Annotated in this window: 17 protein-coding genes; 10 read left to right on the plus strand and 7 right to left on the minus strand. The window is 70.6% G+C overall.

The annotated features are described in order from the left end of the window. Nucleotides 1-31 precede the first annotated feature (31 nt). Both boxB and boxC read right to left on the minus strand, forming a co-directional pair. On the minus strand, nt 32-1,462 hold the full coding sequence (gene boxB, locus KF837_01765; GenBank protein MBX3226003.1) for a benzoyl-CoA 2,3-epoxidase subunit BoxB: 1,431 nt from the start codon (nt 1,460-1,462) through the stop codon (nt 32-34). A 3-nt stretch (nt 1,463-1,465) separates the two neighbouring features. Next, entirely contained in the window at nt 1,466-3,130 is a 1,665-nt protein-coding gene (gene boxC, locus KF837_01770; GenBank protein ID MBX3226004.1) for a 2,3-epoxybenzoyl-CoA dihydrolase, read from the minus strand. Nucleotides 3,131-3,187: 57 nt separating this feature from the next. Here boxC and KF837_01775 point away from each other — a divergent pair, with 57 nt between their 5' ends. Then, nucleotides 3,188-3,982 carry a helix-turn-helix domain-containing protein gene (locus KF837_01775; protein MBX3226005.1) on the plus strand — a complete coding sequence of 265 codons (795 nt, stop codon included), beginning with the start codon at nt 3,188-3,190 and terminating at the stop codon, nt 3,980-3,982. A 9-nt stretch (nt 3,983-3,991) separates the two neighbouring features. Here the strand turns inward: KF837_01775 and KF837_01780 are convergent, their stop codons facing one another. Further along, on the minus strand, nt 3,992-5,191 hold the full coding sequence (locus tag KF837_01780; GenBank protein ID MBX3226006.1) for a hypothetical protein: 1,200 nt from the start codon (nt 5,189-5,191) through the stop codon (nt 3,992-3,994). A 71-nt stretch (nt 5,192-5,262) separates the two neighbouring features. Here KF837_01780 and KF837_01785 point away from each other — a divergent pair, with 71 nt between their 5' ends. The 8 genes from KF837_01785 to KF837_01820 all read left to right on the plus strand — a co-directional run bounded on the left by KF837_01785 (nt 5,263) and on the right by KF837_01820 (nt 19,396). Next, entirely contained in the window at nt 5,263-6,810 is a 1,548-nt protein-coding gene (locus KF837_01785; GenBank protein ID MBX3226007.1) for a 3,4-dehydroadipyl-CoA semialdehyde dehydrogenase, read from the plus strand. A 15-nt stretch (nt 6,811-6,825) separates the two neighbouring features. Continuing rightward, a complete protein-coding gene (locus tag KF837_01790) occupies nt 6,826-7,926 on the plus strand; it encodes a histidine kinase (protein ID MBX3226008.1) in 1,101 nt (366 codons plus the stop codon). Between the two features lie 20 nt (nt 7,927-7,946). Continuing rightward, nucleotides 7,947-8,678: a response regulator transcription factor gene (locus tag KF837_01795; GenBank protein MBX3226009.1), complete on the plus strand. Its 732-nt coding sequence runs from the start codon at nt 7,947-7,949 to the stop codon at nt 8,676-8,678. Between the two features lie 20 nt (nt 8,679-8,698). Continuing rightward, nucleotides 8,699-10,405, plus strand: coding sequence for a hypothetical protein (locus KF837_01800; protein MBX3226010.1), 1,707 nt, complete (start codon nt 8,699-8,701; stop codon nt 10,403-10,405). Nucleotides 10,406-10,501: 96 nt separating this feature from the next. Further along, the gene (locus tag KF837_01805; GenBank protein MBX3226011.1) at nt 10,502-11,896 is read left to right on the plus strand and encodes a serine/threonine protein kinase; all 1,395 of its coding nucleotides are present in this window, start codon (nt 10,502-10,504) and stop codon (nt 11,894-11,896) included. 87 nt (nt 11,897-11,983) lie between these two features. Beyond that, a complete protein-coding gene (locus KF837_01810) occupies nt 11,984-18,112 on the plus strand; it encodes a hypothetical protein (protein ID MBX3226012.1) in 6,129 nt (2,042 codons plus the stop codon). A gap of 139 nt (nt 18,113-18,251) precedes the next feature. Continuing rightward, entirely contained in the window at nt 18,252-18,989 is a 738-nt protein-coding gene (locus tag KF837_01815; protein ID MBX3226013.1) for an OmpA family protein, read from the plus strand. Beyond that, nucleotides 18,989-19,396, plus strand: coding sequence for an AgmX/PglI C-terminal domain-containing protein (locus KF837_01820; protein ID MBX3226014.1), 408 nt, complete (start codon nt 18,989-18,991; stop codon nt 19,394-19,396). The genes KF837_01815 and KF837_01820 overlap by 1 nt, the downstream gene beginning before the upstream one ends. 80 nt (nt 19,397-19,476) lie before the next feature. On the opposite strand, the gene KF837_01825 is transcribed toward KF837_01820, so the two are convergent. The 4 genes from KF837_01825 to KF837_01840 all read right to left on the minus strand — a co-directional run bounded on the left by KF837_01825 (nt 19,477) and on the right by KF837_01840 (nt 23,984). Beyond that, entirely contained in the window at nt 19,477-19,923 is a 447-nt protein-coding gene (locus KF837_01825) for a response regulator (GenBank protein ID MBX3226015.1), read from the minus strand. Continuing rightward, complete coding sequence (locus KF837_01830) at nt 19,920-22,166, minus strand: PAS domain S-box protein (protein ID MBX3226016.1); 2,247 nt, start codon at nt 22,164-22,166, stop codon at nt 19,920-19,922. The genes KF837_01825 and KF837_01830 overlap by 4 nt, the downstream gene beginning before the upstream one ends. A gap of 123 nt (nt 22,167-22,289) precedes the next feature. After that, nucleotides 22,290-23,675, minus strand: coding sequence for a tetratricopeptide repeat protein (locus KF837_01835; GenBank protein ID MBX3226017.1), 1,386 nt, complete (start codon nt 23,673-23,675; stop codon nt 22,290-22,292). A gap of 30 nt (nt 23,676-23,705) precedes the next feature. Beyond that, nucleotides 23,706-23,984 carry an acylphosphatase gene (locus KF837_01840; GenBank protein ID MBX3226018.1) on the minus strand — a complete coding sequence of 93 codons (279 nt, stop codon included), beginning with the start codon at nt 23,982-23,984 and terminating at the stop codon, nt 23,706-23,708. Nucleotides 23,985-24,082: 98 nt separating this feature from the next. Here KF837_01840 and KF837_01845 point away from each other — a divergent pair, with 98 nt between their 5' ends. After that, nucleotides 24,083-25,090 (plus strand): serine/threonine protein kinase, encoded by a 1,008-nt coding sequence (locus tag KF837_01845; GenBank protein MBX3226019.1) that lies wholly within the window; start codon nt 24,083-24,085, stop codon nt 25,088-25,090. Nucleotides 25,091-25,143: the final 53 nt, after the last annotated feature.

The following is a 25,143-nucleotide window of genomic DNA, read 5'->3' on the forward strand; positions in this document are numbered from 1 at the left end:
GCAGGGGGCGAAGCCCCCTGCGTTGAGAAACTCAGGCTTCGCGGCGCACGTACTCGAAGTCGACGGGGCGGCCCTTGATGCCCTGCTTCGGCGCGGCGATCCAGTTGGCCATCTGCTTCGGCTCGAAGACGGGCTTCTGCATCAGGCTCTGGACGTATTGCTTGTCCGCGTCGGACGGGAGCCACTCGTCCTTCTTCGCCTCGAACGCGTCCTTCGAGATGGGGTTGCCCGCGGGGTCGAAGGAGACGCCGGCGTAGATGCCGATGTGGCGGTGGAAGCGGCGGCTCGGGAGCGAGAGCTGGAACGGGATGCCGTGGGCCGCGATGGTGCGGTTCCACTTGTCGACGCCGCGCTGGCAGTCCTCGACGTACGCGTCGCGGAGGACCTCGTTCATCGCGTTGCGCATCGCGACGTCCTCCTTCACGAGCTTGCCGTCCTTCATGACGTCCATCGCGTACGCGCCGGTGAGCGCGGCGTGGTCCTCGAACTGGTCCTCCTTCGCGCGGCCCTTCATGCCGGTCGCGAAGTAGGTCGCCGCGTTCGAGCTGATCTCGCCGCCGAAGAGGTCGAGCGAGAGCGAGTACCAGAGGTTCAGGTACTTCTGCATCGTCGGGAGATCGATGAGGCCCTGCGCGCGGACCTGGTCCGGCGTCTCGAGCTTCTTCTCCGCCATCTGCTGCGCGGTGCGGTCGACGACGCGGAGCACGCCCGTCTCGCCGACGAACATGTGATGCGCCTCCTCCGTCAGCATGAAGCGCGTCGTGCGCGAGAGCGGATCGAACGCGCTCTCGGCGAGGGCGAGGAGCTGGAACTTGCCGTCACGGTCGGTGAAGAACGTGAACATGAAGAAGGAGAGCCAGTCCGTGCACGGCTCGTTGAACGCGCCGAGGATGCGCGGCTTGTCGGGATCGCCGGAGCGGCGCTGGAGGAGCGCCTCCGCCTCCTCGCGGCCGTCGCGGCCGAAATAGGTGTGGAGGAGATAGACCATCGCCCAGAGGTGACGGCCCTCCTCGACGTTGACCTGGAACAGGTTGCGGAGGTCGTAGACGCTCGGGCACGAGTGGCCGAGGAGGCGCTGCTGCTCGACGCTCGCGGGCTCGGTGTCGCCCTGGGTCACGATGATGCGGCGGAGCGCGTTGCGGTGCTCGCCGGGGACCTCTCTCCAGACCGGCTCGCCGAGGTGATCGCCAAAGCCGATTTTGCGATCGGCGACCGGGTCGGCGAGGAAAATGCCCCAGCGGTAATCCGGCATTTTCACGTAATCGAAATGGGCCCAGCCGTCGCTCGTCACGCTGATCGCGGTGCGAAGGAAGATGTCGTCCTTCTGAAAGCCGAACGGGCCCATCTCGTTCCACCACGAGAGGAAGTTCGGTTGCCAGGCCTCGAGCGCGCGCTGAAGTCGCTTGTCGGACGAGAGGTCGACGTTGTTCGGAATCTTGGTGTCGTTGACGACGGTCGACATCGCTCAGGTCCTCGCAAAGTTGAATTCCGGGCGCTCCGGTTTTCCGTAAAGGGTCAATGCGCCGCGATCGCCGACCGCGTTGGGGCGCTGGAAGATCCAGTTCTGCCACGCCGAGAGGCGGCCGAAGATCTTCGTCTCCATCGTCTCCGGGCCGGCGAAGCGGAGCGACGCCTCCATCCCCGTCATCGCGTCGGGCGACATCGAGGCGCGCTCCTCGAACGCGATCCGGATCTCGTCGTCCCAGTCGATGTCGTCGGGCGCGAACGTGACGAGCCCGCGCTCGTTCGCGGCGGCGGTGTCCATCTTGCCCGCCTCGAGCACGCGGGAGACCGCGGCCGGGTCCTTGAGGAACCGCGTCTGGAGGCGCGTGAGGCCGTTCGACATCGGGAGCGGCCCCGCGTTCATCGCCGACGCCTGCATCGTGACCTCGGCGTCGGGATCGTCCTTCATGTAGACGCGGTCCGACGCGAGCGCGAGCTCGAGGAGCGAGCCGGCGAACGCGGAGCCCGGCGTCGCGAGGGCGAAGAAGCTCTTCGCGGTGAGGTCCATCCGCTTGAGGACGCGCTTCATCAGGAGCGTGACCTCGCGCACGAGCCCGTCGTCCTTGTGCTTCGCGAGCATCGCGTCCACCTCGAGGACGGCGGCGGCGTCGCCGCTCGTCTCCACCGCGACGACGCCGATGTTCGGGTGGTTGAAGCGCAGCTCGAGCAGCGCGTCGTCGAGCTCGCGGAACGCCTGGATCGCCCACGCCGACGCGCCCGCCTTCGCGAGCTCCTCCGGGCTCGAGGGCTGCTTCGTCGCCGGCGCCTTCATCGTGAGCTTCGCCGTGCGCGCCTTCGGCGAGAGCTCCAAGGTCACGTGCGTGTATTCGATCTTCTCCGGCGAGCGCTTCGCGTCGAGCGCGGGGAGCTTCACCGCGGGGAAGGGCTTGCGCGTCGCCTTGCCGGCGAGCGCCTCGAGGCGCTTCTTCGTCACCTCTTCGAGCTTCGCCTTCGGCGGGGCTTCGTCGACGAGGCCCCACTCCACCGCGCGCTTGCCGCGGACGCCTTCGGCGATGGTGGAGAACGCGTCGGCGAGGTCCTTCCGGATCTTCCGCTTGTCGACGAGGCGCGTGAGGCCGCCGGTGCCGGGGAGGACCGCGAGGAGCGGGGCCTCGGGGAAGGAGACCGCGCTCGATCCGTCGTCGGCGAGGACGATCTCGTCGCACGCGATCGCGAGCTCGTAGCCGCCGCCCGACGCGGTGCCGGCGAGGGAGCAGAGCGTGGGGATGCCGCTCTCGGCGCTCATCTCCTCGAGGTAGAGGCGCGTCTCGTTCGTGAACTTGCAGAAGTTCACCTTGAAGCCATGGGTGGAGCTGCCGAGCATGTAGATGTTCGCGCCCGAGCAGAAGATGCGGTCCTTCGCGCTCGTGACGACGACGGCGCGGACCTCCGGGTGCTCGAAGCGGACGCGCTGGATCGCGTCGGCGAGCTCGACGTCGACGCCGAGGTCGTACGAGTTCAGCTTGAGCGGGTAGCCGGGGCGCATGCCGCGGTCCTCCTTCACGTCCATCGCGAGGCGCGCGACCTTGCCGCCGTGCTCGGCCGGGAAGTCGAGCTTCCAGTGGATGTAGCGATCGGGGTGCGTCTCGAAGCGCACCGGCTCGTGTGCTGCAGCGGTCTCGGCCATCGTCCGGATCCCTTACTCCGCGACAGCGGGGCCGGCAAGTAGTATAGTGCAGGAACAGTGGCTGAAGCGCAGTATACTGCAGTGAGGCGCCGGAGCGCGCTCCTCGAGTCGCTCGGCCTCGCCGTGCGCGAGCGGCGCGCCGAGCGGGCGCTCACGCTGAAGGCGCTCGCGGCGGCGGCGGGCGTGAGCGAGCGCTTCCTCGTCCAGCTCGAGCAAGGGGAGGGGAACATCTCCGTCGCGCGGCTCGAGGACGTCGCGGAGGCGCTCGGCACGACCGGCGCGGAGCTCCTCGCGCGGGCCGGTCGCGCGTCGCGCGCGGGCGCCGCGAAGCCGCGGTCGATCGCGCTCGTCGGGCTCCGCGGCGCGGGGAAGAGCTCGATCGGCGCCGCGCTCGCGAAGAAGCTCGGCGTCCCGTTCGTCGAGCTCGACGAGGCGATCGTGCGCGAGGCGCAGATGACGCTCGCGACGATCTTCGAGATCCACGGCGAGGCGTACTACCGCGCGATGGAGCGCGACGTGCTCCGCCGCATCCTCGACGACGGCAAGCCCTCCGTGATCGCGACCGGCGGCTCGATCGTGACCGACGCGGAGACGTGGGGCCTCCTCCGTTCGCGCGCGCGCACGGTCTGGCTGAAGGCGACGCCGCGCGAGCACTGGGACCGCGTCGTCGCGCAAGGCGACGTGCGCCCGATGCGGGGGCGGCCGAAGGCGATGAACGAGCTGAAGCAGCTCCTCACCGCGCGCACGCCGCTCTACGAGCAGGCCGACGTCACGATCGACACGTCGGACCTCACGCCCGCGAAGGTCGTCGCGGGGCTCCTTTCGACGCAGTCCCCATCGCGCGACGCGTGACCCACCGGCTCAGGGGACGCAGACGCCGATGGTGCGCGTGAAGCCGTCGAGCGTGATCTCCATGCGCCTGCAGGTGCCGGAGAGGCATGGCTTCGCGGCCGCGTCGTCGTCGCAGAGCTCGAGGCCGCTCGTGCAGGAGCTCGTGCCGCTGCAGAGCGGGCGAGCGGCCGCCGACGACGGCGCGAACGTGCCGGCGGCGGACGTGCACGTCGCGGGCACTTCGTTCGGGATCGAGCCGTTGAAGCAGCAGCGGTTCTGGCAGTGGTCGGACGCGAAGCACGGGTACGGGTTCGCGGGGCAGCCGCCGGCGTTCGGCGTGCAGCCCGTGCCGACGCAGCAGTTCGGGAGGGCCGCTCCACACTGCTGGTCCGCCGGATCGGTCGGGCACGCCGGCGCGACTTTGCCGGACAGGTAGGCGCACTGATCGTGCGGCGCTCCCGCCTCCGCGTCGTCGGCGCCGCTGTCGCGGACGCCCTCCGGGTCGGTGACGCAGCGGCCGACCGCGCGGCGATGGGACACGCCGTCGGCGCCGACCATGTCGAGGGCGACGCGCTCGCACTTGCGGCCGGCTCCGCACGACGCGGGGGCGGCGGGGCTGCAGAGCTCGACGTCGTTCCCGTCGCACGCGGCGGCGCACGTGCTGCCGTCGCCGCTCAGCCGCGCCGGGCCGTCGCACTGCGTGGCCGCTTCCGGGATCGCCGTCCCGCGGAGGCAGCAACGATCGGTCGGCGTCGGGCACTGCGGCCCCGCGAAGCACGCGTAGACCCCGGCCGGCGCGGTGCACGTCTCGCTCGTCGCGTCCGAGACGCACCCTTGTCCGGGGCAGCACGCGCGCAGGCCGCCGCCGCAGGTCGGATCCGAGCCCGCGTCGATCGCCGTCGCGCACGTCGGCGCGTCGCCCTCGGTGACGAGGCCGCACTCCTTCTCCGGGAAGCCGCCGCTGCTCGAGCTGGAGGAGCTCGACGACGACGACGATGACGACGATGACGACGACGTCGAGCTCGTGCTGCTCCCGCCGTCCGGCGTCTCGATCTGGCAGACGCCGCTCCGGCACGTGAGGCCGACGAGGCAGGTGTCGTTCTCGAAGCACGGCTGACCCTGCGCCCCGCGTCCGGACTGCGACGTCTGCAGGTCGTCGCCGACGCACGCGGCCCACGCGCCTACGAGCAAGACCACGGTCACGAAGGCGAGTCCCCAACGGCGAAGCATCTGCCGAGCTTAGCGCGGCGCGGCTTCAAACGGTTGCGCGCCGGTGTTATGTCGCGCCGAGAGAGGACACCATGAACGAGCTCGCGAGCTTCATTTCCGGGACGTGGCAGAAGGGCAGCGGCAAGAAGGCCGAGCTCGTGAACCCCTCGACCGAGGAGGTCATCGCGACGACGTCGACCGAGGGCCTCGACCTCGGCGCCGCGCTCGCGTACGCGCGGACCAAGGGCGGCCCCGCCCTCCGCGCGATGTCCTTCGTCCAGCGCGGCGAGATGCTCCGCGCGATGTCGCGCGCGATCCACGCGAAGCGCGACGAGCTGATCGGCCTCGCGATCGCGAACGGCGGCAACACGCGCGGCGACGCGAAGTTCGACATCGACGGCGCGATCGGCACCCTCGCGGCCTACGCCGACCTCGCGCCCGAGCTCGGCGACGGCTTCGTCCTCGCCGACGGCGACGGCGTGCAGCTCGGTCGCGGCGCGCGCCTCTTCGGCCAGCACGTGTGGCTCCCGCGCGAGGGCGCCGCCGTCCACGTCAACGCGTTCAACTTCCCGGCGTGGGGGCTCGCCGAGAAGGCGGCGACCGCGCTCCTCGCCGGCATGCCGGTCGTGTCGAAGCCGGCGACGAGCACCGCGCTCGTCGCGCACCGCATCGTCGAGATCCTGGTCGAGGCGAAGGTGCTGCCCGACGGCGCGCTCTCGCTCGTGTGCGGCAGCCCCGGCGATCTGCTCGCGCGCCTCGAGTCGCAGGACGTCCTCGCGTTCACCGGCTCGAGCATCACCGCGGCGAAGCTGCGCGCGAACGAGAGCGTCCTCACGAAGGCGACGCGCATCAACGTCGAGGCCGACTCGCTGAACGCCGCCGTCCTCGGCCCCGACGTCGAGGTCGGCTCCGACGTCATGAACCTCTTCGTCGCCGACGTCGCGCGCGAGATGACGCAGAAGACGGGGCAGAAGTGCACCGCGATCCGTCGCATCTACGTCGCGAAGGACCGCGTCTCCGACGTGCTCGACGCGCTGAAAGAGCGCCTCGCGGCGGTGAAGGTCGGCAACCCCGCCGACGAGGCGATGAACATGGGCCCGGTGTCCACCGCGCAGCAGCACGCCGACGTGAAGAGCGGCGTCGCGAAGCTCGAGTCGTGCGCGAAGGTGGTGTTCGGCAAGACGAGCGGCGTGCACGACAAGGGCTACTTCACGACGCCGGTGCTCCTCCACGGCGCGGACCCGAAGCCGGGCGACGCGGTGCACGAGCACGAGGTGTTCGGGCCGGTCGCGACGGTGATGCCGTACGCCGGCGTCGCCGGCGCGGTGTCCCTCGTCGCGGCGGGCGGCGGCGGCCTCGTCACGAGCGTCTACTCGGACGACAAGGACTTCCTCCGCAGCGCCGTCGTCGGCATCGCGCCGTACCACGGCCGCATCATGATCGGCTCGGCGAAGGTCGCGGGCCAGTCGCTCCCCCCCGGCATGGCGCTCCCGCAGCTCGTCCACGGCGGCCCCGGCCGCGCCGGCGGCGGCGAAGAGCTCGGCGCGCGGCGCGGCATGCAGCTCTACATGCAGCGCACCGCGCTCCAGGGCGATCGCGCGATCCTCGAGGCGCTGAGCGGCAAGAAGAGCGCGAGCTAGTCTACAATCCGGCCGATGGCCGCGGTTCCGTCGTCGCGCCTGCCGCTCGTCGGTCCGGGGGGAGGCATCCTTCGGTCGACCGTCAGGGCGCTCCTCGTGCCGCGTCGCGCGATCCCGATCGCGCTCGTCGTCGTGCCGATGACGATCATCCAGGACGCCTACAGCCGCGATCCCGGCGCGGTGCCGATCGCGCTCTTCCTCTGCGGAAGCTTCCTCCTCGTCGCGCCGATGTCGTGGCGCGCGCTCTTCCCGATCGATCGCCCGATCGGCGCCGGCGCGCTCGGGCGCGTCGTCGTCTACGCCGGCATCGGCGCGGCGGTCGTGTTCGGCGTGGGCTGGCTCATGCCGCTCGTCCTCGGGATCGGCCGCACCTTCATGACGACGTCGCCGAGCCTCGCGGTGTGCCTCGCGCTGTTCTGGGTCGGCGGCTGGGGGCTCGCGCGCGACATCGATCTCGAGGAGAACCTCCGCCGCGCCCGCGCCCGCGCGGAGGCGCTCGCGCGGGAGGCCGATCACGCGCAGCTCCTCGCGCTGAAGAGCCACCTCGATCCGCACTTCCTGTTCAACACGCTGAACGCGATCGCGGAGTGGTGCCGGGCCGACGGCCTCGTCGCCGAGCGCGCGATCCTCCAGCTCTCGTCGATGCTCCGCACGATGATGACCGCGATCGGCACCACGACGTGGCCGCTCGCGCGCGAGGTGGAGCTCGTCGACGCGCTCTTCGCCCTCCACGCCATCCGCGATCCCACCCTCTTCACGGTCGAGCGCGACGTGCCGGATCCGCTCCCGAACGTCGAGGTCCCGCCGATGGTGCTGTTGCCGCTGGTCGAGAACGCGATGAAGCACGGCCCGCTCAAGCGCCACAAAGGGGTGGTCCGCTTCGTCGTGAAGGAGACCGAGGGCGGCGCGATCGACGTGGAGATCGCCAATCCCGGTACGTACACCGGCCCGCGCGCCGGCGGCAGCGGGCTCCCGATCGTCGAGAAGCGCCTCGCGCTCGCGTACGGCAAATCCGCGCGCTTCGAGATCGCGGCCGACGGCGATCGGACCCGCACCAGCGTGCGCCTGCCGCGCGCGGTGGACCTCTCGGTTCCCAGCGTGCGGCCGCCCGCGTGACGTGATATTCCGGCGCCTTCATGGCCTCGATCCCGCTGCGCGTGCTCGTCTGCGACGACGAGCTGATGGCTCGGAAGCGCGTGCTCCGCCTCCTCGGCGAGCTCGGCGGCATCGAGGCGACGATCGAGTGCGAGAGCGGCGAGGAGGTGCTGAAGCGCCTCGCCGAGGAGGAGATCGACGTCGCGATCATGGACGTGAACATGCCGGGCCTCTCCGGGATCGAGACCGTGCTCGCGATGCCGGAGGAGCGCCCCTACGTCGTGTTCCTCACCGCGCACCCCGAGCACGCGGTGAAGGCCTTCGAGATCGGCGCGGTGGACTACGTGATGAAGCCGGTCGACGACGCGCGGCTCTCGAAGGCGATCGATCGCGCGCGCACCTTCCTCGATCAAGGCGCGCCGAAGAGCGAAGAGCCGAAGCTCGCGAAGCTCGCGATCGCGACGCACGACGGTGCGGCGCTCGTGAGCCCGGCGGAGGTGACGCATGCGACGTTCGACGGCACCCTCGTCACCGTCCACACGTCGACGCGCACGATCCTGACCGACGACACCCTCCAGGACCTGGAGGCGAAGCTCGGCCGGGCCGGCTCCTTCGAGCGGGTCCACCGCCGGGCGATCCTCAATCTCGACCACGTAGAGCGGCTGGAATCCGTCGATTCGGGGGGCTACGTGGCCTGCCTGCCCCAGGGAAAGCGGGTCGACGTTTCGCGTCAGAGTGCGCGAAAGCTGCGGAGACGTCTTGGTTTGCGGTAGTCTAGAGGCGAGACGCACGAATGGCTGACCCGAGCAGCAGCGCCGACAACGACGACTTCCCCGAGGAGGACGAGGGGGGAGGCGAGTCGACCGTTTCGATGACGTCGCCGAACATCGATCCGGCGATGCCGCTGCCGATCTCCGTTCCGCCTCCGCCGATGCAAGGAGCCGGCGGCGGGGTGCAGATGCCCACCGCGCCGGTGCCGTTCGTGCCCGGCGGCCCGGCCGCGTTCCCGATCCAGGGGCGTCCGGCGCCCACGTCGCAGCCTTCCGTGCCGACTCCGTTCGGCGGCATCACGCCCGGCGGCCCGCCGGCTTCCCAGCCGAGGCCGGTCCCCGCCGCGGGCGCGCCGGCGATCGGCGTGCCCGGCGCGTCCGCCGGAGCCGCGCCCGCAGGGATGAAGCGGCCGCAGACGGTCATCGGCCTCGCGCCGCCGCCGATCGGCGCGCCGCGCCCGGGCTCGCCCGGCGCCGGGCGCGTGCCGCTCCCTTCCGGTCGCAACGCCGGGCCCGCGGGCGCGCCGCGTCCGGCCGCGAACGCGCCCGCGTCGTCGCCGGGCGAAAAAGGTCCGCCGAGCTCCGGTCGTGGCGTGAAGCCGCCCGCGCTCCCGGCGAGCGCGGCCGTGCCGCCGTCGTCGGCGAAGCCGCTCGCGGCGAAGGACGCCGACTCGACCGACGAGCAGCCCGCGATGCCGGAGGACGTGCCGGACTCGCAGAAGGAAGAGATGCCGACGATGGCCAAGTCGGCCGAGGAGTCGCTCGCGCTCTTCGGTCTCGGCGCCGGCCTCACCGACGCCGCGCGCTCGGCGGTCGGCCCGAAGCCGCCCGCGCCCGCGTCCGGCCGCTCTCCGATCGCGCGTCCCCCCGTGCAGGTGGAGCCGATCTCGCCGCTCACGCCCGATCAACACACCGCCGCGCTGCCGCCCCAGGGCGTCCCCGCGCCGCTGCCCGCCGCCGGCGCGCCGGCGGAGCTGCCGGTCCTCCACGATCGCTCCGAAGAGGAGGAGTCCACGCGCGCGGTGTCGCGCGAGGAGATGCTCCGCGGCCACGACGCCGTGATTATCGGCGAAGACGGCGAAAACGCTCAAGGTGAGGATGCCACCCTCGCGGTCGCGCCCGGCCTGAACGAGGCGAGCAGCCCACAATTCGCCGCGCTCGCGGCGTCGCTGACGAGCGAGAGCCCGGCGGAGGGAGCGTTCCCGCCGCCGCCGTTCGGCCAGGCGCCGCCGCCGTCCCAGCCGGGCTGGCAGGACCCCAACGCGAACGCGTACGCGCAGCAGCAACAGCCGCCGATGTCGGCGCCGCAGCCGCCGTGGCAGGACCCGAACGCGTACCAGCAGCAGCCCGGCTGGAACGGGCCGCCGAGCTACCCGATGAGCGTCGGCCCGGTGTCGGGTCCCCATCTGCCCGCGGCGAACCCGTTCCCGCAGTCGAGCCCGCAGATGCAGGTGCCGCAGTCGAGCCCACACTTGCAGGTCCCGCAGAGCGGGCACATGCCCGTCGGCTACGCGCAGGGACAGCAAGGCCAGCAAGGGCAGGGGCCGATCCCGTATCCGGGGCCGAACATCCACCAGCCGCCGAACCCGTTCGGCGACTGGAACGCCGCGAGCGCGCCGAAGAAGAAGTTCGTGCTCTCGGGACAGGTCCTGCTCCTCGCGATCGTGGGCACGGTCTGTCTCGCGATCTTCATCACCGGGATCGTGCTCTTCGCCACGACCAAGTTCTGAGGTGTCGCCCGCGCGATGACGCTTCAAGAGTCGCGTTGGGTGGGGCGCGTCCTTCGGGACAAGTGGCGCATCGATCGAAAGATCGCGCGTGGGGGAATGGGTACGGTCTTCGCCGCCACGCACAAGAACAACGGCATGCGCGCGGCGATCAAGGTGCTCCACGCCGAGTACTCGCGCGACTCCGACACGAAGAGCCGCTTCATCCAGGAGGGCTACGCCGCGAACCAGGTCGGCCACGCCGGCGTCGTCCGCATCCTCGACGACGACGTGACGGAGGAGGGGGCGCCGTTCCTCGTCATGGAGCTGCTCGAGGGCGAGCTCCTCGAGCAGCGGCGGATCCACGCCGGCGGGAAGCTCCCCGTCGACGAGGTCGTCGAGGTCGCCGAGCAGCTGCTCGACGTCATCGTCGCCGCGCACGCGAAGGGGATCGTCCATCGCGACATCAAGCCGGACAACATCTTCGTCACGAACCAGGGCCTCCTGAAGGTCCTCGACTTCGGCTTCGCGCGCATGCGCGACAGCCAGCGCACGGAGCGCACCGCGACCGGCTTCCTCCTCGGCACGCCCGGCTTCATGGCGCCGGAGCAGGCGGCGGGGCACAGCGACAACGTCGACGCGCGCACCGACATCTGGGCGATCGGCGCGACGCTCTTCGTCCTCCTCACCGGGCAGCCCGTCCACGAAGGCGAGAGCGCGGCGGAGATGCTCGTCGCGGCGGCGAACTTCCCGGTGCGCCCCGTCGGCGAGATCGAGCGCGGCATTCCGGTGAAGCTGCGCCAGACCGTCGACCGCGCGCTCGCGTTCGATCGCAAGGACCGCTGGCCGGACGCGAGGTCGATGCTCCTCGCGATCCGCTCGTTGCCGGGGCGGCGAGAGAGCCCGGCCGACGACGAAGGCCGCACGTTGATGCGTCCTTCTCCCGTCGACGACGCGCGCACGGTGATGCGCCCTTCGCCCGCCGCCGGCTCGGTGCACGAGGACGCGACGGTGATGGGCAAGATCGAGGAGCTGCCCGCCGAGGCGCTCGAGTCGATCTACACCCCGACGTCTCCGCTGAAGGCCCCGCCCGAGGCGCACCCCGCCGATCAGGAGCAGCGCACCCTCGCGATCGATCCCGACGGCCCGACGATCGGCGTGCGGGCGCCGAGCCCGTCGTCGACGACGCAGAAGGTCGAGAAGTTCCCCGGCGCGGAGGAGCCGACCGAGCACACCGTCATGATGATGTCGCGGCCGCTGCCGCAGAACCCGCTCCTCGCGCCGCCGCAGCCGCACGTCCCGCCGCCGTCGCCGTCGTATCCGGACCTGCAACATCAGCAGTTCCAGCCGCCGATCACCGGTCCCTTGCCGCGGCTCGCGACGACGAACATGACGTCCATCGCGCACCCGAAGGGGGGCAAGGGCGGGAGCGTCCTCGTGTTCATCGCGGTGGCGGGGATCACGATGGTCGTCGTGATCTTGACGGGTTTGCTCGTCATCATCGGCACCGAATAGCGGGAGATCGTTTCACTCTCGAGGACGTAGCGAGTCGGGGTGTAGGCTCCGGCCGGCATCCGCGTTCCATCCGTTGAGGCGATCTCCATGACTCGTTCGCTCGCGTTCGTACTCCCGCTCCTCGCGCTCGTCGCCGCCGGCTGTCCCGGCGCGCAGCCGCCGCCGTCCACCGCGAAGAAGCCGCCGGCCGCGCCGGAAGGACCGCTCACCTGGAAGGTGTCGAAGTCCGGCCTCGGCTTCCGCATCAGCAACGCCGACGAGGAGGCGGACAAACCGAGCGAGCGCAAGGTCGCCCCCGCGACGCCGCTCGGCGCCGCGGACGCGCGGAAGATCGCGAGCCGCCTGCCCGAGATCAAGAAGGACCCCGACGACGAGAAGGCGTTCTCGATGCGGCCGAAGTCGATCCCCGCGCCGAAGCCGGGCAAGACGGTGAACGAGCAGTTCCCGCCGCCGATCGCGCCGCCGCCCGCGGCCGTGTCCGCGCCGAACGCGCCGCTCAAGATCGAGCGCCACGCGCCGGAGGGGAAGGTCGACCTCGCGCCCCACCTCTCGATGACGTTCACGCAGCCGATGGTCGCGGTTTCTTCGGTCGACGAGCTGAAGGAGCACCCGCCGGTGAAGCTCGTGCCGGAGCCGCCCGGCAAGTGGCGCTGGCTCGGCACGCGCACGGTGCTCTTCCAGCCGGACAAGCGCTTCCCGATGGCGACCGACTACAGCGTCGAGGTGCCGGCGGGGACGAAGGCACAGAACGGCGCCGCGCTCGCGGCGGCGGAGAAGTGGACCTTCTCGACGCCGGCGCCGCGGCTCAAGGGACACTACCCGACGTCGAGCGAGGAGCCGCTCGATCCGATCGTGTTCATCGAGCTCGATCAGGCGATCGAGCCGGCCGCGATGCTCGCGTCGATCGAGCTGTCGAACGGCAAGACGCCGGTCGCGATCAAGATGGCGGCCGCGGACGAGATCGAGGCGAACGACACCGTGCGGCGCCTCACCCAGCAAGCCGAGAAGGGCCGCTGGATCGCGGTCCGTCCCGAGGCGCGCCTCGCGACCGCGACGAGCTACACCGTGCGCGTGAAGAAGGGCGCGCCGAGCGCGGAGGGCCCGAAGACGACGTCGGCGGACCAGAGCTTCGCCTTCCACACCTACTCGCCGCTCACGGTGACCGAATACGGCTGCCACTGGAACAACGAGCGCACCGGCTGCCCGCCGATGTCGCCGATGAACGTCTATTTCAACAACTCGCTCGAGGCGAAGAAGTTCGACAAAGCGTTGGTCAGCGTCACCCCAGAGGTGCCGGGGATGAAGGTCGAGGTCCACGGCAGCTCGATCACGATCAGCGGCAAGACGAAGGGGCGCACGAAGTACACGGTCGCGATCGCGGAGGGGCTCACCGACGTCCACGCGCAGACGCTCGCCAAGCCGGCGAAGCTCGAGCTCGAGTACGGGTCGGCGGAGCCGACGATGTTCAACGGCGGCGACTTGATGGTCGTCCTCGACCCCGCCGCGAAGCAGAAGGAGCTCCCGGTCTACACCGTGAACGAGCCCGGCCTCCGCGCGCGCGTCTACGCGGTGCAGCCGGCGGACTGGAGCAAGTACGTGCAGTTTGCACGTGAGTGGGAGCGCCCGCGCAAGCTCCAGCCGCCGGGCCGCCTCGTCTCGGACAAGAAGCTGACGCCGAAGAAGTCGCCCGACGAGCTCGTCACGACCGGCATCGACGTCGGCGCGGCCCTCACCGAGGGCGTCGGGCAGGCGCTCGTCATCGTGGAGCCCACGCGCGCGTTCCCGAAGGAGGAGCATCGCCCCGAGCTCCACGTCTGGGTCCAGTCGACGCAGCTCGGCGTCGACGCGCTGGTCGAGGCCGATCAGGTCACCTCCTGGGCGACGCGCCTCGCCGACGGCAAGCCCGAGGTCGGCGTAGACGTCGAGCTCCTCGGCGCCGCGTCGGCGAAGACCGACGCGCAGGGCCTCGCGAAGCTCCCGCTCGGCGGGAAGGTCGGCCGGCTCCTCGTCGCGCGGAAGGGCAAGGACGTCGTCTTCGCGCCTGAGAACATGTGGGGCGAGTCGACGTTCGATCGCGTCTCGCGCCCCGACGTCGTGCGCTGGTTCGTCTTCGACGATCGCGGCATGTACAAGCCGGGCGAGGAGGTCCGCTTCAAGGGCTGGGTCCGCAAGTCGGGCGGCGGGCGCGGCGGCGACATCGAGGCGGTCCCGAACGTCGCCGCGACGAAGGTGACGTGGAAGATCAAGGATCCGCGCTGGGCCGAGATCGGCAAGGGCGCCGTCAACGTCGACGAGCACGGCGGCTTCGACATCGGGTTCAAGCTGCCGAACAACGCGAACCTCGGGAGCGCGGGGCTCGAGCTCACGCTGGAGGGCAGCGGCCTCGCCGGCGCGCAGTCGACCCATCGCTTCTCCGTCCAGGAGTTCCGCCGCCCCGAGTTCGAGGTGAGCGCGCGCGCGAGCGAGGGTCCGCACGAGGTCGGCAAACACGCGATCGTCACGCTGAACGCGTCGTACTACTCGGGCGGCGGCCTCCCCGACGCGCCGGTCAACTGGAACATCACGCGGAGCACGGTCGGCTTCACGCCGCCGAACCGCGGCGACCTCCACTTCGGCCCCGAGCCGCCGTCGTTCTGGTCGTGGCGCTCGCCGTCGTCGCACGCGACCGACGTGAAGAGCGAGACGTGGCAGTCGAAGACGAACGCGCAGGGGATCCACCGCATCCGCCTCGACTTCGACGCGCTCGAGCCGTCGTATCCGATGAGCCTCGCCATCACCGGCCACGTCACCGACGTGAACCGGCAGCAGTGGGCGGGGAACACCACGATGCTCGTGCACCCCGCCGACGTGTCGGTCGGGGTGAAGCTCGCGAAGAGCTTCCTCCGCGCGGGGGAGAACATCGAGACCGACCTCGTCGTCGTCGACGCGGACGGCAAGCCCGCCGGCGGACGTCACGTCAGCGTGAAGGCGGCGCGCATCGACTACGAGCAGGTCGGCGGCGAATACGAGCCGCGGGAGCTCGAGGTCCAGAGCTGCGAGGTCGACTCCCCCGCCGCGCCGACGCCGGCGAACGAGCGGCTCCACTGCTCCTTCAAGACGAAGGAAGGCGGCACCTACCGCGTGACCGCGATCGTGACCGACGCGACGGGGCGGAAGAGCCAGACGATGACGTCGATCTACGTCATGGGCGGCAACCGGCCGAAGGACCGCGGCCTCGAGAAGGCGAAGGTGAACCTCGTCGGCGACAAGAAGGAGTACCGCCCGGGCGACACGGCGGAGGTCCTCGTCGTCGCGCCGTTCGCGCCGGCGGAGGGCATCCTCAGCGTGCGGCGGCAGGGCATCGTCCACCTCGAGCGCTTCTCGATGGCGTCGACGAGCCAGACGGTGAAGGTGAAGCTCGACGACGCGCACGTGCCGAACGTGGAGGTGCGGATCGATCTCGTCGGGCAGGACGCGCGCACCGACGACGCGGGCAACCCCGACGAGCGGCTGCCGAAGCGACCCGCGTACGCGAGCGGCTCGCTCCAGGCGAAGGTCCTCGCGATCGGTCGCACGCTCGACGTGAAGGCACGCGGCAAGGAGGAGACGCTGGCGCCGGGATCCACGACCAGCGTCGAGGTCGACGTGAAGGACAGCGGCGGCCGGCCGGTCGCCGACGCCGAGGTCGCGCTCGTCGTCGCCGACGAGGCGGTGCTCGCGCTCTCCGGCTACAAGACGCCGGATCCGATCGCGGCGTTCTACGCCCATCGCGGGAGCGACGTCCGCAACATCGAGATGCGGCGCTTCGTGCAGCTCGCGGAGCCCGATCTCTCGAAGCTGCAGTCGCAGGTGCGGGCGCAGTCGAACAAGAAGATCGGCCTCGAGAGCGCGGGCTACGGCGGCGCCGCGTTCGGCGGCGCGGGCCGAGCGGCCGCGCCGGCGCAGCCGGCTCCGGCGCCGCCGCCTCCTCCTCCCGCGCCGTCCATGGCGAAGCCGGCGCTCGCGCGCGCCGAGGCGGCGGACCTGGACGCCCTCGCCGACGAGCCGAAGGAGTCCGCCGCCGGCGGCACGAGCAAGGCGCCGATGCAGGTGCGGAGCGACTTCTCCGCGCTCGCGCTGTTCTCGCCCGCGGTGAAGACCAACGGCAGCGGCCGCGCCACGGTGGCGCTGAAGCTCCCCGACAACCTCACGCGCTACCGCGTGATGGCGATCGCGGTCGACAAGACGCGCCAGTTCGGCGCGGGCGAGTCCACCATCACCGCGAAGCTCCCGCTCATGGCGCGCCCCTCCGCCCCGCGGTTCTTGAACTTCGGCGACAAGTTCGAGCTGCCGATCGTGCTCCAGAACCAGACCGACAAGGAGATCGACGTCGGCGTCGTCGCGCGCGCGACGAACGCGACGATCGGGGAGCCGTCCGCGAAGCGCGTGAAGATCGCGCCGAACGACCGCGTCGAGGTGCGCTTCGACGCCGCCACGGTGAAGGCCGGCACCGCGCGCTTCCAGTTCGGCGTCGCGTCGGGCGGCTTCTCCGACGCGAGCCAGATCGAGCTCCCGGTCTACACCCCGGGGACGACGGAGGCGTTCGCGACCTACGGCGAGATCGACGACGGCGCGATGGCGCAGCCGGTGAAGATGCCGCCGGGGGTGTTCCCGCAGTTCGGGGGACTCGAGATCACGACGTCGTCGACGCAGATGCAGGCGCTCACCGACGCCTTCATCTACCTCGTCAAATATCCCTTCGAGTGCAACGAGCAGCTCGCGTCGCGCGTGATCTCGATTGCCGCTTTGCGCGACGTCCTCGGCGCGTTCAAATCGAAAGACCTCCCGCCGCCGGCCGCGCTCGAGGCGTCGATGAAGGACGATTTCGCGAAGCTGAAGCGGCGCCAGCACTACAGCGGCGGCTGGGGCTTCTGGCAGGAGCAGCCGTGGCCGTACCTCACCATCCACGTCGCGCACTCCCTCGTCCGCGCGAAGGAGAAGGGGTATGCGCCGGACGAGCAGATGCTGCGGAACACGCAGAACTACCTCCGTAACATCGAGTCTCATATCCCGTCTTGGTACGGGCCCGAGGCGCGCCGCGCGCTCGTCGCGTATTCGCTCTACGTCCGTCATCGGATGAAGGACTCCGATCCCAACAAGGCAAAGTCGCTCATCCGCGAAGCGGGCGGCGTCGACAAGTTGGGAATCGAGGCGGTCGGCTGGATCTGGCCGACGATCTCGGAGGACAAGGGGAGCCAGGGCGAGAACGAGCAGATCCGCCGTCACGTCGGCAACCGCATGGTCGAGACGGCGGGGGCGGCGCACTTCGTCAGCGGCTACAAGGACGCCGACTGGGTGCTCCTCCACTCCGACCGCCGCGCCGACGGCGTCCTCCTCGAGGCGATGATCGGCGACCAGAAGGACTCCACGATCATCCCGAAGCTCGTGAAGGGCCTCCTCGGCCACCGCAAGAAGGGGCGCTGGGGCAACACGCAGGAGAACGCGTTCGTGCTCCTCGCGCTCGATCGCTACTTCAACACCTACGAGAAGGTGACGCCCGACTTCGTCGCGCGCGTGTGGCTCGGCAACACCTTCGCCGGCGAGCACGCGTTCAAGGGCCGCACGACGGAGGAGAGCCGCATCGACGTCCCGATGTCGTTCCTCGCGAACGAGAAGACGAAGGAGCAGAACCTGATCGTCGCGAAGGACGGTCCGGGCCGCCTCTACTACCGCGTCGGCATGCAGTACGCGCCGACGGACCTGAAGCTCCCGCCCGCGGACTACGGCTTCGTCGTGCAGCGCCTCTACGAGGGCGCGGACAAACCCGACGACGTGAAGCGCGATCCCGACGGCACGTGGCGCGTGAAGGCGGGGGCGAAGGTGCGGGTGCGCGTGACGATGGTGGCGCCGTCGCGGCGCTATCACGTCGCGCTCGTCGACCCGATCCCCGCCGGCCTCGAGCCGATGAACCCGGCCCTCGCGGTCACGGGCGAGATCCCGAAGGACCCGAAGGTGAACGAACAGAACAAGAACAATCCCTACTGGTATTGGTCCCGGACCTGGTACGAGCACCAGAACATGCGCGACGAGCGGGTGGAGGCTTTTGCATCACTCCTCTGGGAAGGCGTCTGGGATTACAGCTATGTGGCGCGCGCGACGACGCCGGGCACCTTCGTCGTGCCGCCGGCGAAAGCCGAAGAGATGTACAGCCCCGAGACCTTTGGCCGCAGTGCGGGCGACCGGCTCGTCGTCGAATAGAGAGAAAATGCATGACGGGCCCGCGGGATCCGTCTAGGTCTGTCACTCGCGGCTTCCGGACCTGGGCGCCGTGCACCTCGGAAAACAGGCTCGGCTCCGCCTCGCAGGTTTTCCCTTCGGTTCAAACGAGGTTCGATTGATGACTTTCCAACGCTTCATCATCGGTGCATCGACGCTGGCCGTACTGGCCACGGTCGGCTGCGGCGCGGGCACGACGCAGTTCCAGGGCGCGCAGGCCTTCTCCGTCGTCGGCGTCGCGCCGCCGCCTCCGCCGCCCCCACCGCCGCCGCCGCCTCCTCCTCCCGCGCCTCCGCCGCGCGTGGAGCTGAAGGACAACAAGATCGAGTTCAAGGAGAAGATCCAGTTCGAGGTCAACAAGGCGATCATCAAGGACGAGTCGGGCTCGCTTCTTCACGACATCGCGGAGGTCATCATCAAGAACCCGCAGGTGAAGAAGATCTCCGTCGAGGGTCACGCCTCGAAGGAGGGCAACGCCGCCGCGAACAAGAAGCTCTCCGAGGACCGCGCGAAGGCGGTCGTGAAGTGGCTCATCGACAAGGAGAAGGTCAACAAGGACTCTCTCGTGGCGAAGGGCTGGGGCATCGAGAAGCCGCTCGATCCGGGTGACTCGCCGGAGGCGCTCGAGAAGAACCGCCGCGTCGAGTTCCTCGTCGTCGAGCAGGACGTGACGCAGAAGAAGGTCGAGATCGACCCGAAGACCGGCAAGGAGAAGGTCCTCGAGACGAAGACCGAGTCCATCAAGGCGCCCGCCGCACCGGCCGAGCCGGCGAAGCCTGCGCCTGCGCCGGCTGGCGGCGCGAAGCCCACCCCGACCCCGGCGCCGGTGACGGCCCCGAAGCCCGCGGAGAAGAAGTGATGAACAAGAGCTCCTACTCCATCCTCTCGCTCGTCGCGTTCGCGTCGCTCACGGGCTGCGGCTTCGCCGTGCGCTCGCCGGAGATGTACCGCGACGACACGCAGAAGGTGCTCGAGACGAAGAGCGCCGACATCAAGGCTTGCTACGACGGCATCCTGCAGGGGAAGCCGGGCGTCGGCGGCCGCGTCACCGTGAAGTTCGAGGTCGAGCCGGACACCGGCAAGATCAAGAACGTGACCGTCGATCAGCCGAACAGCAACGCGCCGCCCGAGGTGGGTGACTGCGTGAAGCGCTCGATCGAGGGCCTCGCGATCAGCCCGCCCGACGCGAACCTCGGCCAGGCCGCGTTCGTGTACGAGTTCTCGCAGCCCCCGCCGCCCCCGGCCCCCCCGCCCGCGAAGACCTGACACGCGGCGAGCCCGCCGAGACGAGCGCGCGGCTCCGGCTTCGCGCTCGTTTCGTTTTGTTCGTCACGTACACGCGGCGGTCAGGAGGCTCGTGGTCGCGAAGGCGGGAGCTCGTTGAAGTGGAGCCAGAAGAGTCCGAGCGTCTTTACCGCCTCGCTGAACTGCTGGAAGTCGACCGGCTTGCGCACGTACGCGTTCGCGCCCAGCGCGTAGCTCTGCGCCACGTCCTCCTCCTCCTTCGACGAGGTCAGGACGACGATCGGCAGCGCGCGCGTGCGCGGATCGGCGCGCACCTGACGAAGCACGTCGAGGCCCGCGATCTTCGGGAGGTTGAGGTCGAGCAGCACCACCTGAGGGAGCTGCGTCGCGATCGCCTCGCCGGAAGGGAGGAGGAGGTCGAGCGCCTCCGCGCCGTCTCGCGCGACCACGACCTCGATCGCGATCTGATGCTTCCTCAGCGCGCGGATCGTGAGCTCTTCGTCGTCGCGGTTGTCTTCGACGAGCAGGATCGTCTTCTGTTCGTTCATGAGCTCCCTCGTGGCGCGGTGCCTTCGAGCGTGAACCGAAACGTGGCGCCCTCTCCCTCCTTCGCCTCCACCCACACGCGTCCGCCGTGCCGGAGCACGACCCGCTGCACCGTCGCCAAGCCGACGCCGGTCCCCTCGTACTGCTCGGGTGAGTGCAGGCGCTGGAACGGCGTGAAGAGCCGCGTCGCGTGCGCCATGTTGAAGCCGGCGCCGTTGTCGCGCACGAAGTAGCCGCCGCCGTCCGCCGCCGGCGTCGCGCCGAGCTCGATCCGCGCGCGCGCCTGATGGCGCGTGAACTTCCACGCGTTGCCGAGCAGGTTCTCGAGCGCGACGCGGAGCAGCCCGGCGTCGCCGTTGGCGGTGATCCCCTCCATCGCGACGAGCTCGACGTCGCGCGCCGGCTCGAGCGTGCGGAGGTGATCGAAGACGTCGCGCGCGATCTTCGTGAGGTCCACCGTCTCGCGACGGAGCTCGGTGCGGGAGAGGCGCGCGAGGGCGAGGAGCGCGTCGATGATCTGCCCCATCCGCACGCCGGCCGCGATGATGCGACGGAGCATCGAGCGGGCTTCTTCGTCGAGCACGTCGCCGTAGTCTTCGAGGAGGACGCTGCTGAAGCCGCCGAGACCTCGGAGCGGCGCCCGCAGGTCGTGCGCGACGGAGTAGCTGAAGGCCTCGAGCTCGCGGTTCGCGGCCTGCGCCGCCTCCTTCTCGCGCTGGAGGAGCTCGGCCTTCGCCGCTCGCTTGCGCTCCGTCAGATCGCGGATGTACCCGGTGAAGATGGGGGCGCCCTCGGCGCGGATCGGGACGACGGCGACCTCGGCGGGGAACTCGCTGCCGTCCTTCCGCATCGCGGGGACCTCGATCCGGCGGCCGAGGATGGAGGCCTCGCCCGTCGCGACGTAGCGCTCGACGCCGGCGCGGTGATGCTCGCGCAGCGCGGGCGGGACGATCACGTCGCTGAGCGGCCGGCCGAGGACCTCGTCGCGCGTGTGGCCGAACGTCCGCTCGGCGGCGGGGTTGAACTCGGTGATGAGCCCCTCGTGGTTCATGAGGACGATGGCGTCGAGCGCCGCCTCCATCACCGCCGCCTTTCGCGCCTCGCTCGCGCGCGCGGCCGCCTCCGCCCGCTCGCGATCGCTCAGGTCGAGGATGAAGGAGAGCACCTCTTGCGTCGAAGGATCGATCATGACCGAGCCGCAGAGGACCGGCACGCGATGTCCCTTCTTGTGGAGCAGCTCCTTCTCCCACGGCTGCGCGACGCCGAAGTCCTGGAGCTGCCGGCGCGCGGTCTCGTCGGTGCGCTCGCGGTCGGGCGCGTTCACGGTCTGCTCGGTGACCTTCCCCGCCGCGAAGTCTTCGCGCGTGTAGCCGAGGATCGAGAGGAACGCGTCGTTGGCGTCGTTGATCGTCCCCGCCGTGTCGGCGATCGCGATGCCGATGAGCCCCGAGTCGGAGAGCCGGCGGAAGCGGCGCTCGCTCAGCATGAGCGCCTTCTCGGCCCGCCGCCGCTCGGTCAGGTCGAGCAGGAAGGCGATGCTCTCGCCGCTCGCGCGGTCGAGCACGGCGGCGGCGACGAGGACGGGGACGCGCGCGCCGTCCTTGCGCACGCACTCCGTCTCCCACGGCGAGGCGCTCCCGCGCGTCTCGAGCGCCTCGAGCGCGCGGCGATCGTGGTGCCGGCGCTCGGCCGCCGTCAGGTCCCAGAGCATGGTCTCGCCGCGCGCCAGCTCCGCCGCGGAGTAGCCGACCATCCGCGCGAAGGTGTCGTTCGCGTCGACGATCGTCCCCGCCGCGCCGGTGGTGACGACGCCGACGAGGCCCGAGTCGGCGAGGCGGCGGAAGCGTGCCTCGCTGCGCTCGACGCCGGCGCGGAGGGAGCGGAGCGCGGAGTCGTCGCGGTAGGTCGCCGCGACGTGCTCGATCTCGCCGGCCGCGTTCGTGAGTGGGAAGACCGTGATCGCCGCGGCGCGCCGCTCGCGCGCGTCGGTCCACGACGTCGTCACGACGACGGTCTCGCCGTCGGTCGCGCGGCGAAGGACGTCGGTGTCGGGGATCGCGTGCGGCGGCGGCTCGGACGAGAGGAACAGCCGCTCGAAGGCGTCGTTCGCGAGCACGAAGCGCCCGTCGCGCCGCCAGAGCGCGAACGGGACCGGCGCCTGCGCGAGGAGCTGCAGCGGCAGGTCGGTGGGGGCAGCGACGGACTCGAGTCGTTGCCTGATGCGACCGCCTGCGTCGAGGGACATCGCTTCTCCAACGAATACCATCCGGCGCCGCGCCGCGGAACGGCCGCGCGCGCGTAATTCGACGCCTTGCGCTCTTCTCCCGGCTCAGGGATGGATGCGGCGCGAGGTCTCGCGCGCGCTGAGCTACGACGCCGCGCTCGCCGGGCGTCGCGGCTTCTTGCGGCCGCCGAAGAGCAGGATGCCGGTGAGGGCGACGAGGATGACGGCGGCGGCGGCGGCGAAGGCGCGGAAGCGCGCGTCGCGCTCGTCGGCGTTCGTGTCGAGGCGGTTCAGCTCGGCGCGCGCCTTCGCGTGGGTCGGGTCGAGCGAGAGCGCGCGCTTGAACGGCTCCGGATCGGCGACGCCGCGGCCCTGGAGCTCCTTGCCTTCGAGGTACGCGATCTCCGCCTCGACCTGCGGCGCGCGGGCGGTCTCGGGGTTGAGGCGGAGCGCCTTGCGGTAGAGCGCGAGCGCCTTCGCGGAGTCCGACTCCTCGAGCTTCTGCGCGTACGCGATGTACGCGCCGACCATCTCGCCGCGGCGATCGAGGAGCGGCTGGCGCGCGAGCACCTTGTCGAACGCGGCGATCGCGCCGTCGAGGTCGCCGGCCTTCTCCTTCGCGAGGCCCTCCTCGAGCAGGCCGTAGACCTCCTGCAGGCGGAGGCGATCGTAGGCGGCGAAGAGCTCCTTCGCGACCTGCGCCGCGGTCATGCCCTCCGACGCGGGCTTCCCCGTCACGTTCGAGTACGCCTCGCGCAGCTTCCACACCGCGTCCTGACCGAACTGCCCGATCGCCTCGCGCGCCGCGGCCCGCACCTGGATGCGGTCGGAGTTCACGAACGAGAGGAGGACCGGCAGCGCGTCCATGTCGTGGACGGTCGCGAACGCGCGGAGCGTCTCGGCGAGGACCTGGTTGTCCTTCGTCTGCACCGCGTCGCCCGGCACGCGCTTGCCCATGCCTTCGAGCTGCCCCGCCGCCCAGTGCCGGAGCTCCGACGACGGCTCCTTGCGGCTCAGGATCAGCGCCGGCACCGCCTTGTCGCCGAGCGACTTGAGGTGACGCGCGACCTCCGGCTTGAAGACGCCGCCGTGGTCTCCGCCGACCTTGATGATCTCGGAGGCGGCGGGCGTCGTCGCCGTCTTCGCGAGCGATCGCATCAGCACCACCGTCGTGACGGCGGGTTGCCACCCGGGTTGATCGCTCTTCGTCGCGAGGAGCGTCTCGGCGAGGTCTTCCTTGATCCCCTTCATCGCGGTCGCGACCGCCGGCGGAGCGACCTTGCGCTGCGCCGCGAGCTCCTTCGCGATCGCGGGGACCGCGTCCGCGCCGAGGTCTTCGATCGTCTTCGCCGCCGCTTTGCGCGCCGTCGCGTCGTCGCCGGTGAGCGCGGCGAGGTGCTTGCCGAGGTCGACGTCCGCCGCGGCTGCCGCGCTCGGGGCCGCGGTCGCGGGCTCCGCCGCCGCCGTCGCGGTCGCCGGCAGCGCCAGGACGACGAGACAGAAGAGGAGGGGAGCGCGGAGCTTTGCCATCGGATCCATCGAACGCACCGCGCGGCTCGCCTATTCGACGATCGCGAACTCGGGGAACTCGCCGGTGTAGCCGCGCCAGCGGATGTCGACGTGATCGACGCGCGCGGCGGAGGGGCCGTGGTTCGCCCAGCTCGCGAGCTCCTTGATCGCGTCCTCGTCGCCCTCGGCGCACATCTCGACGCAGCCGTCGGGGCGGTTCTTGACCCAGCCCGTGATGCCGAGGCGCCGCGCCTCGCGCTGCGTCGCCGCGCGGAAGTAGACGCCCTGAACTCGACCCCGAACGATGAGATGAATGCGCTTCTGAGCCATGGGTTTTGATGCCTACGGAGGCCGAAAAAACGGAATTTCGGTCTCCCATCGTCTACCGAAGGACGCGGACCAGGGCAACCTTGTAGCATGCGGTCTCCATGGCCAATCCGGAGGACCTCGGCCGCTACCGCCTGAAGCGTCTGCTCGGGCGCGGCGTGCTCGGAGAGGTCTGGGAAGCGAGCGATCTCGAGCACGAAGGGCACAAGGTCGCGGTGAAGATCCTGCATGCCGCCGACGACGAGCTCGCCCTCGCACGCTTGCAGTTTGCACGCGAAGCGCGGCTCTGCGCGCAGCTCAGCCACCCGAACCTCGCGCAGGTCCTCGACGCCGGCGAGGCGGCCGGCACGAGCTTCATGGTCATGGAGATGATCGAGGGCAAGCCGCTCCGTCAGCTCGTCGGCGACGCCTCGGTCACGATGCACGACAAGCTCCGGTGGCTCCGCCAGATCGGCGGCGCGCTCGCGGTCCTGCACCGCGCCGACGTCGCGCATCGCGATCTCAAGCCCGAGAACGTCCTCATCCGGCCGGACGGCACGGCGTGCCTCGTCGACCTCGGCATCGCGAAGTGGACCAGGTTCGATCTCGGCGGCGAGCGCGATCCGCTCGAGGCGATCGAGGCGATGGAGCCGAAGGAAGGCCCCGATCCGAGGTACGCGCCGCCGGAGGCGCTCGAGAGCGAGACCTACGACGAGCTCGGCGATCAATGGGCGTGGGGCACGCTCGGCTACGAGCTCCTCACCGGCAAGGCGCCGGGCCCCGACTCGAAGCCGCTCGCCGCGTTCGACGAGGTCTCGGCCCCCGTCGCCGACGCCCTCGACAAGGCCCGCTCGCCGAAGCGCGAGGACCGCTTCGACGGCATCGAGCTCGCGCTCGACGAGATCGGCCCCGGCAGCGCGCCCGCGATCCCCGCCGCCCCGCCGAAGAAGGCGCCGTCGTCCGAGCCCCCGTCGCCGTCGACGCAGCCCGCCCCCGCCGCCCCGCTCTCGCGCCGCGACGTGCCGCCGCCCAGCATCCAGCCGCAGCCGCACAAGTCGCCGCTCATCATGGGCCTCGGGCTCATCGTCGTGATCGGCGTCCTCGTCGCGATCATCGCCTCGATGCGGTGACTCCCGCCCTCGATCGCCGGTTGGGCGGCGGCAGGTGAAATCGTGCGCGGCGT

The sequence above is a fragment of the Labilithrix sp. genome, from assembly GCA_019637155.1.
Classification (GTDB): Bacteria; Myxococcota_A; Polyangia; order Polyangiales; family Polyangiaceae; genus Labilithrix.

What these genes read in the sequence shown, in the direction of transcription:
- KF837_01800 (MBX3226010.1), top strand. Translation starts at nt 8,699, where the DNA reads ATGGCTGACCCGAGCAGCAGCGCCGACAACGACGACTTCCCCGAGGAG.
- KF837_01835 (MBX3226017.1), bottom strand. Translation starts at nt 23,675, where the DNA reads ATGGCAAAGCTCCGCGCTCCCCTCCTCTTCTGTCTCGTCGTCCTGGCG.
- KF837_01810 (MBX3226012.1), top strand. Translation starts at nt 11,984, where the DNA reads ATGACTCGTTCGCTCGCGTTCGTACTCCCGCTCCTCGCGCTCGTCGCC.
- KF837_01795 (MBX3226009.1), top strand. Translation starts at nt 7,947, where the DNA reads ATGGCCTCGATCCCGCTGCGCGTGCTCGTCTGCGACGACGAGCTGATG.
- KF837_01815 (MBX3226013.1), top strand. Translation starts at nt 18,252, where the DNA reads ATGACTTTCCAACGCTTCATCATCGGTGCATCGACGCTGGCCGTACTG.
- KF837_01805 (MBX3226011.1), top strand. Translation starts at nt 10,502, where the DNA reads ATGGGTACGGTCTTCGCCGCCACGCACAAGAACAACGGCATGCGCGCG.
- KF837_01840 (MBX3226018.1), bottom strand. Translation starts at nt 23,984, where the DNA reads ATGGCTCAGAAGCGCATTCATCTCATCGTTCGGGGTCGAGTTCAGGGC.
- KF837_01830 (MBX3226016.1), bottom strand. Translation starts at nt 22,166, where the DNA reads ATGTCCCTCGACGCAGGCGGTCGCATCAGGCAACGACTCGAGTCCGTC.
- boxB (MBX3226003.1), bottom strand. Translation starts at nt 1,462, where the DNA reads ATGTCGACCGTCGTCAACGACACCAAGATTCCGAACAACGTCGACCTC.
- boxC (MBX3226004.1), bottom strand. Translation starts at nt 3,130, where the DNA reads ATGGCCGAGACCGCTGCAGCACACGAGCCGGTGCGCTTCGAGACGCAC.
- KF837_01790 (MBX3226008.1), top strand. Translation starts at nt 6,826, where the DNA reads ATGGCCGCGGTTCCGTCGTCGCGCCTGCCGCTCGTCGGTCCGGGGGGA.
- KF837_01785 (MBX3226007.1), top strand. Translation starts at nt 5,263, where the DNA reads ATGAACGAGCTCGCGAGCTTCATTTCCGGGACGTGGCAGAAGGGCAGC.
- KF837_01780 (MBX3226006.1), bottom strand. Translation starts at nt 5,191, where the DNA reads ATGCTTCGCCGTTGGGGACTCGCCTTCGTGACCGTGGTCTTGCTCGTA.
- KF837_01825 (MBX3226015.1), bottom strand. Translation starts at nt 19,923, where the DNA reads ATGAACGAACAGAAGACGATCCTGCTCGTCGAAGACAACCGCGACGAC.
- KF837_01820 (MBX3226014.1), top strand. Translation starts at nt 18,989, where the DNA reads ATGAACAAGAGCTCCTACTCCATCCTCTCGCTCGTCGCGTTCGCGTCG.
- KF837_01845 (MBX3226019.1), top strand. Translation starts at nt 24,083, where the DNA reads ATGGCCAATCCGGAGGACCTCGGCCGCTACCGCCTGAAGCGTCTGCTC.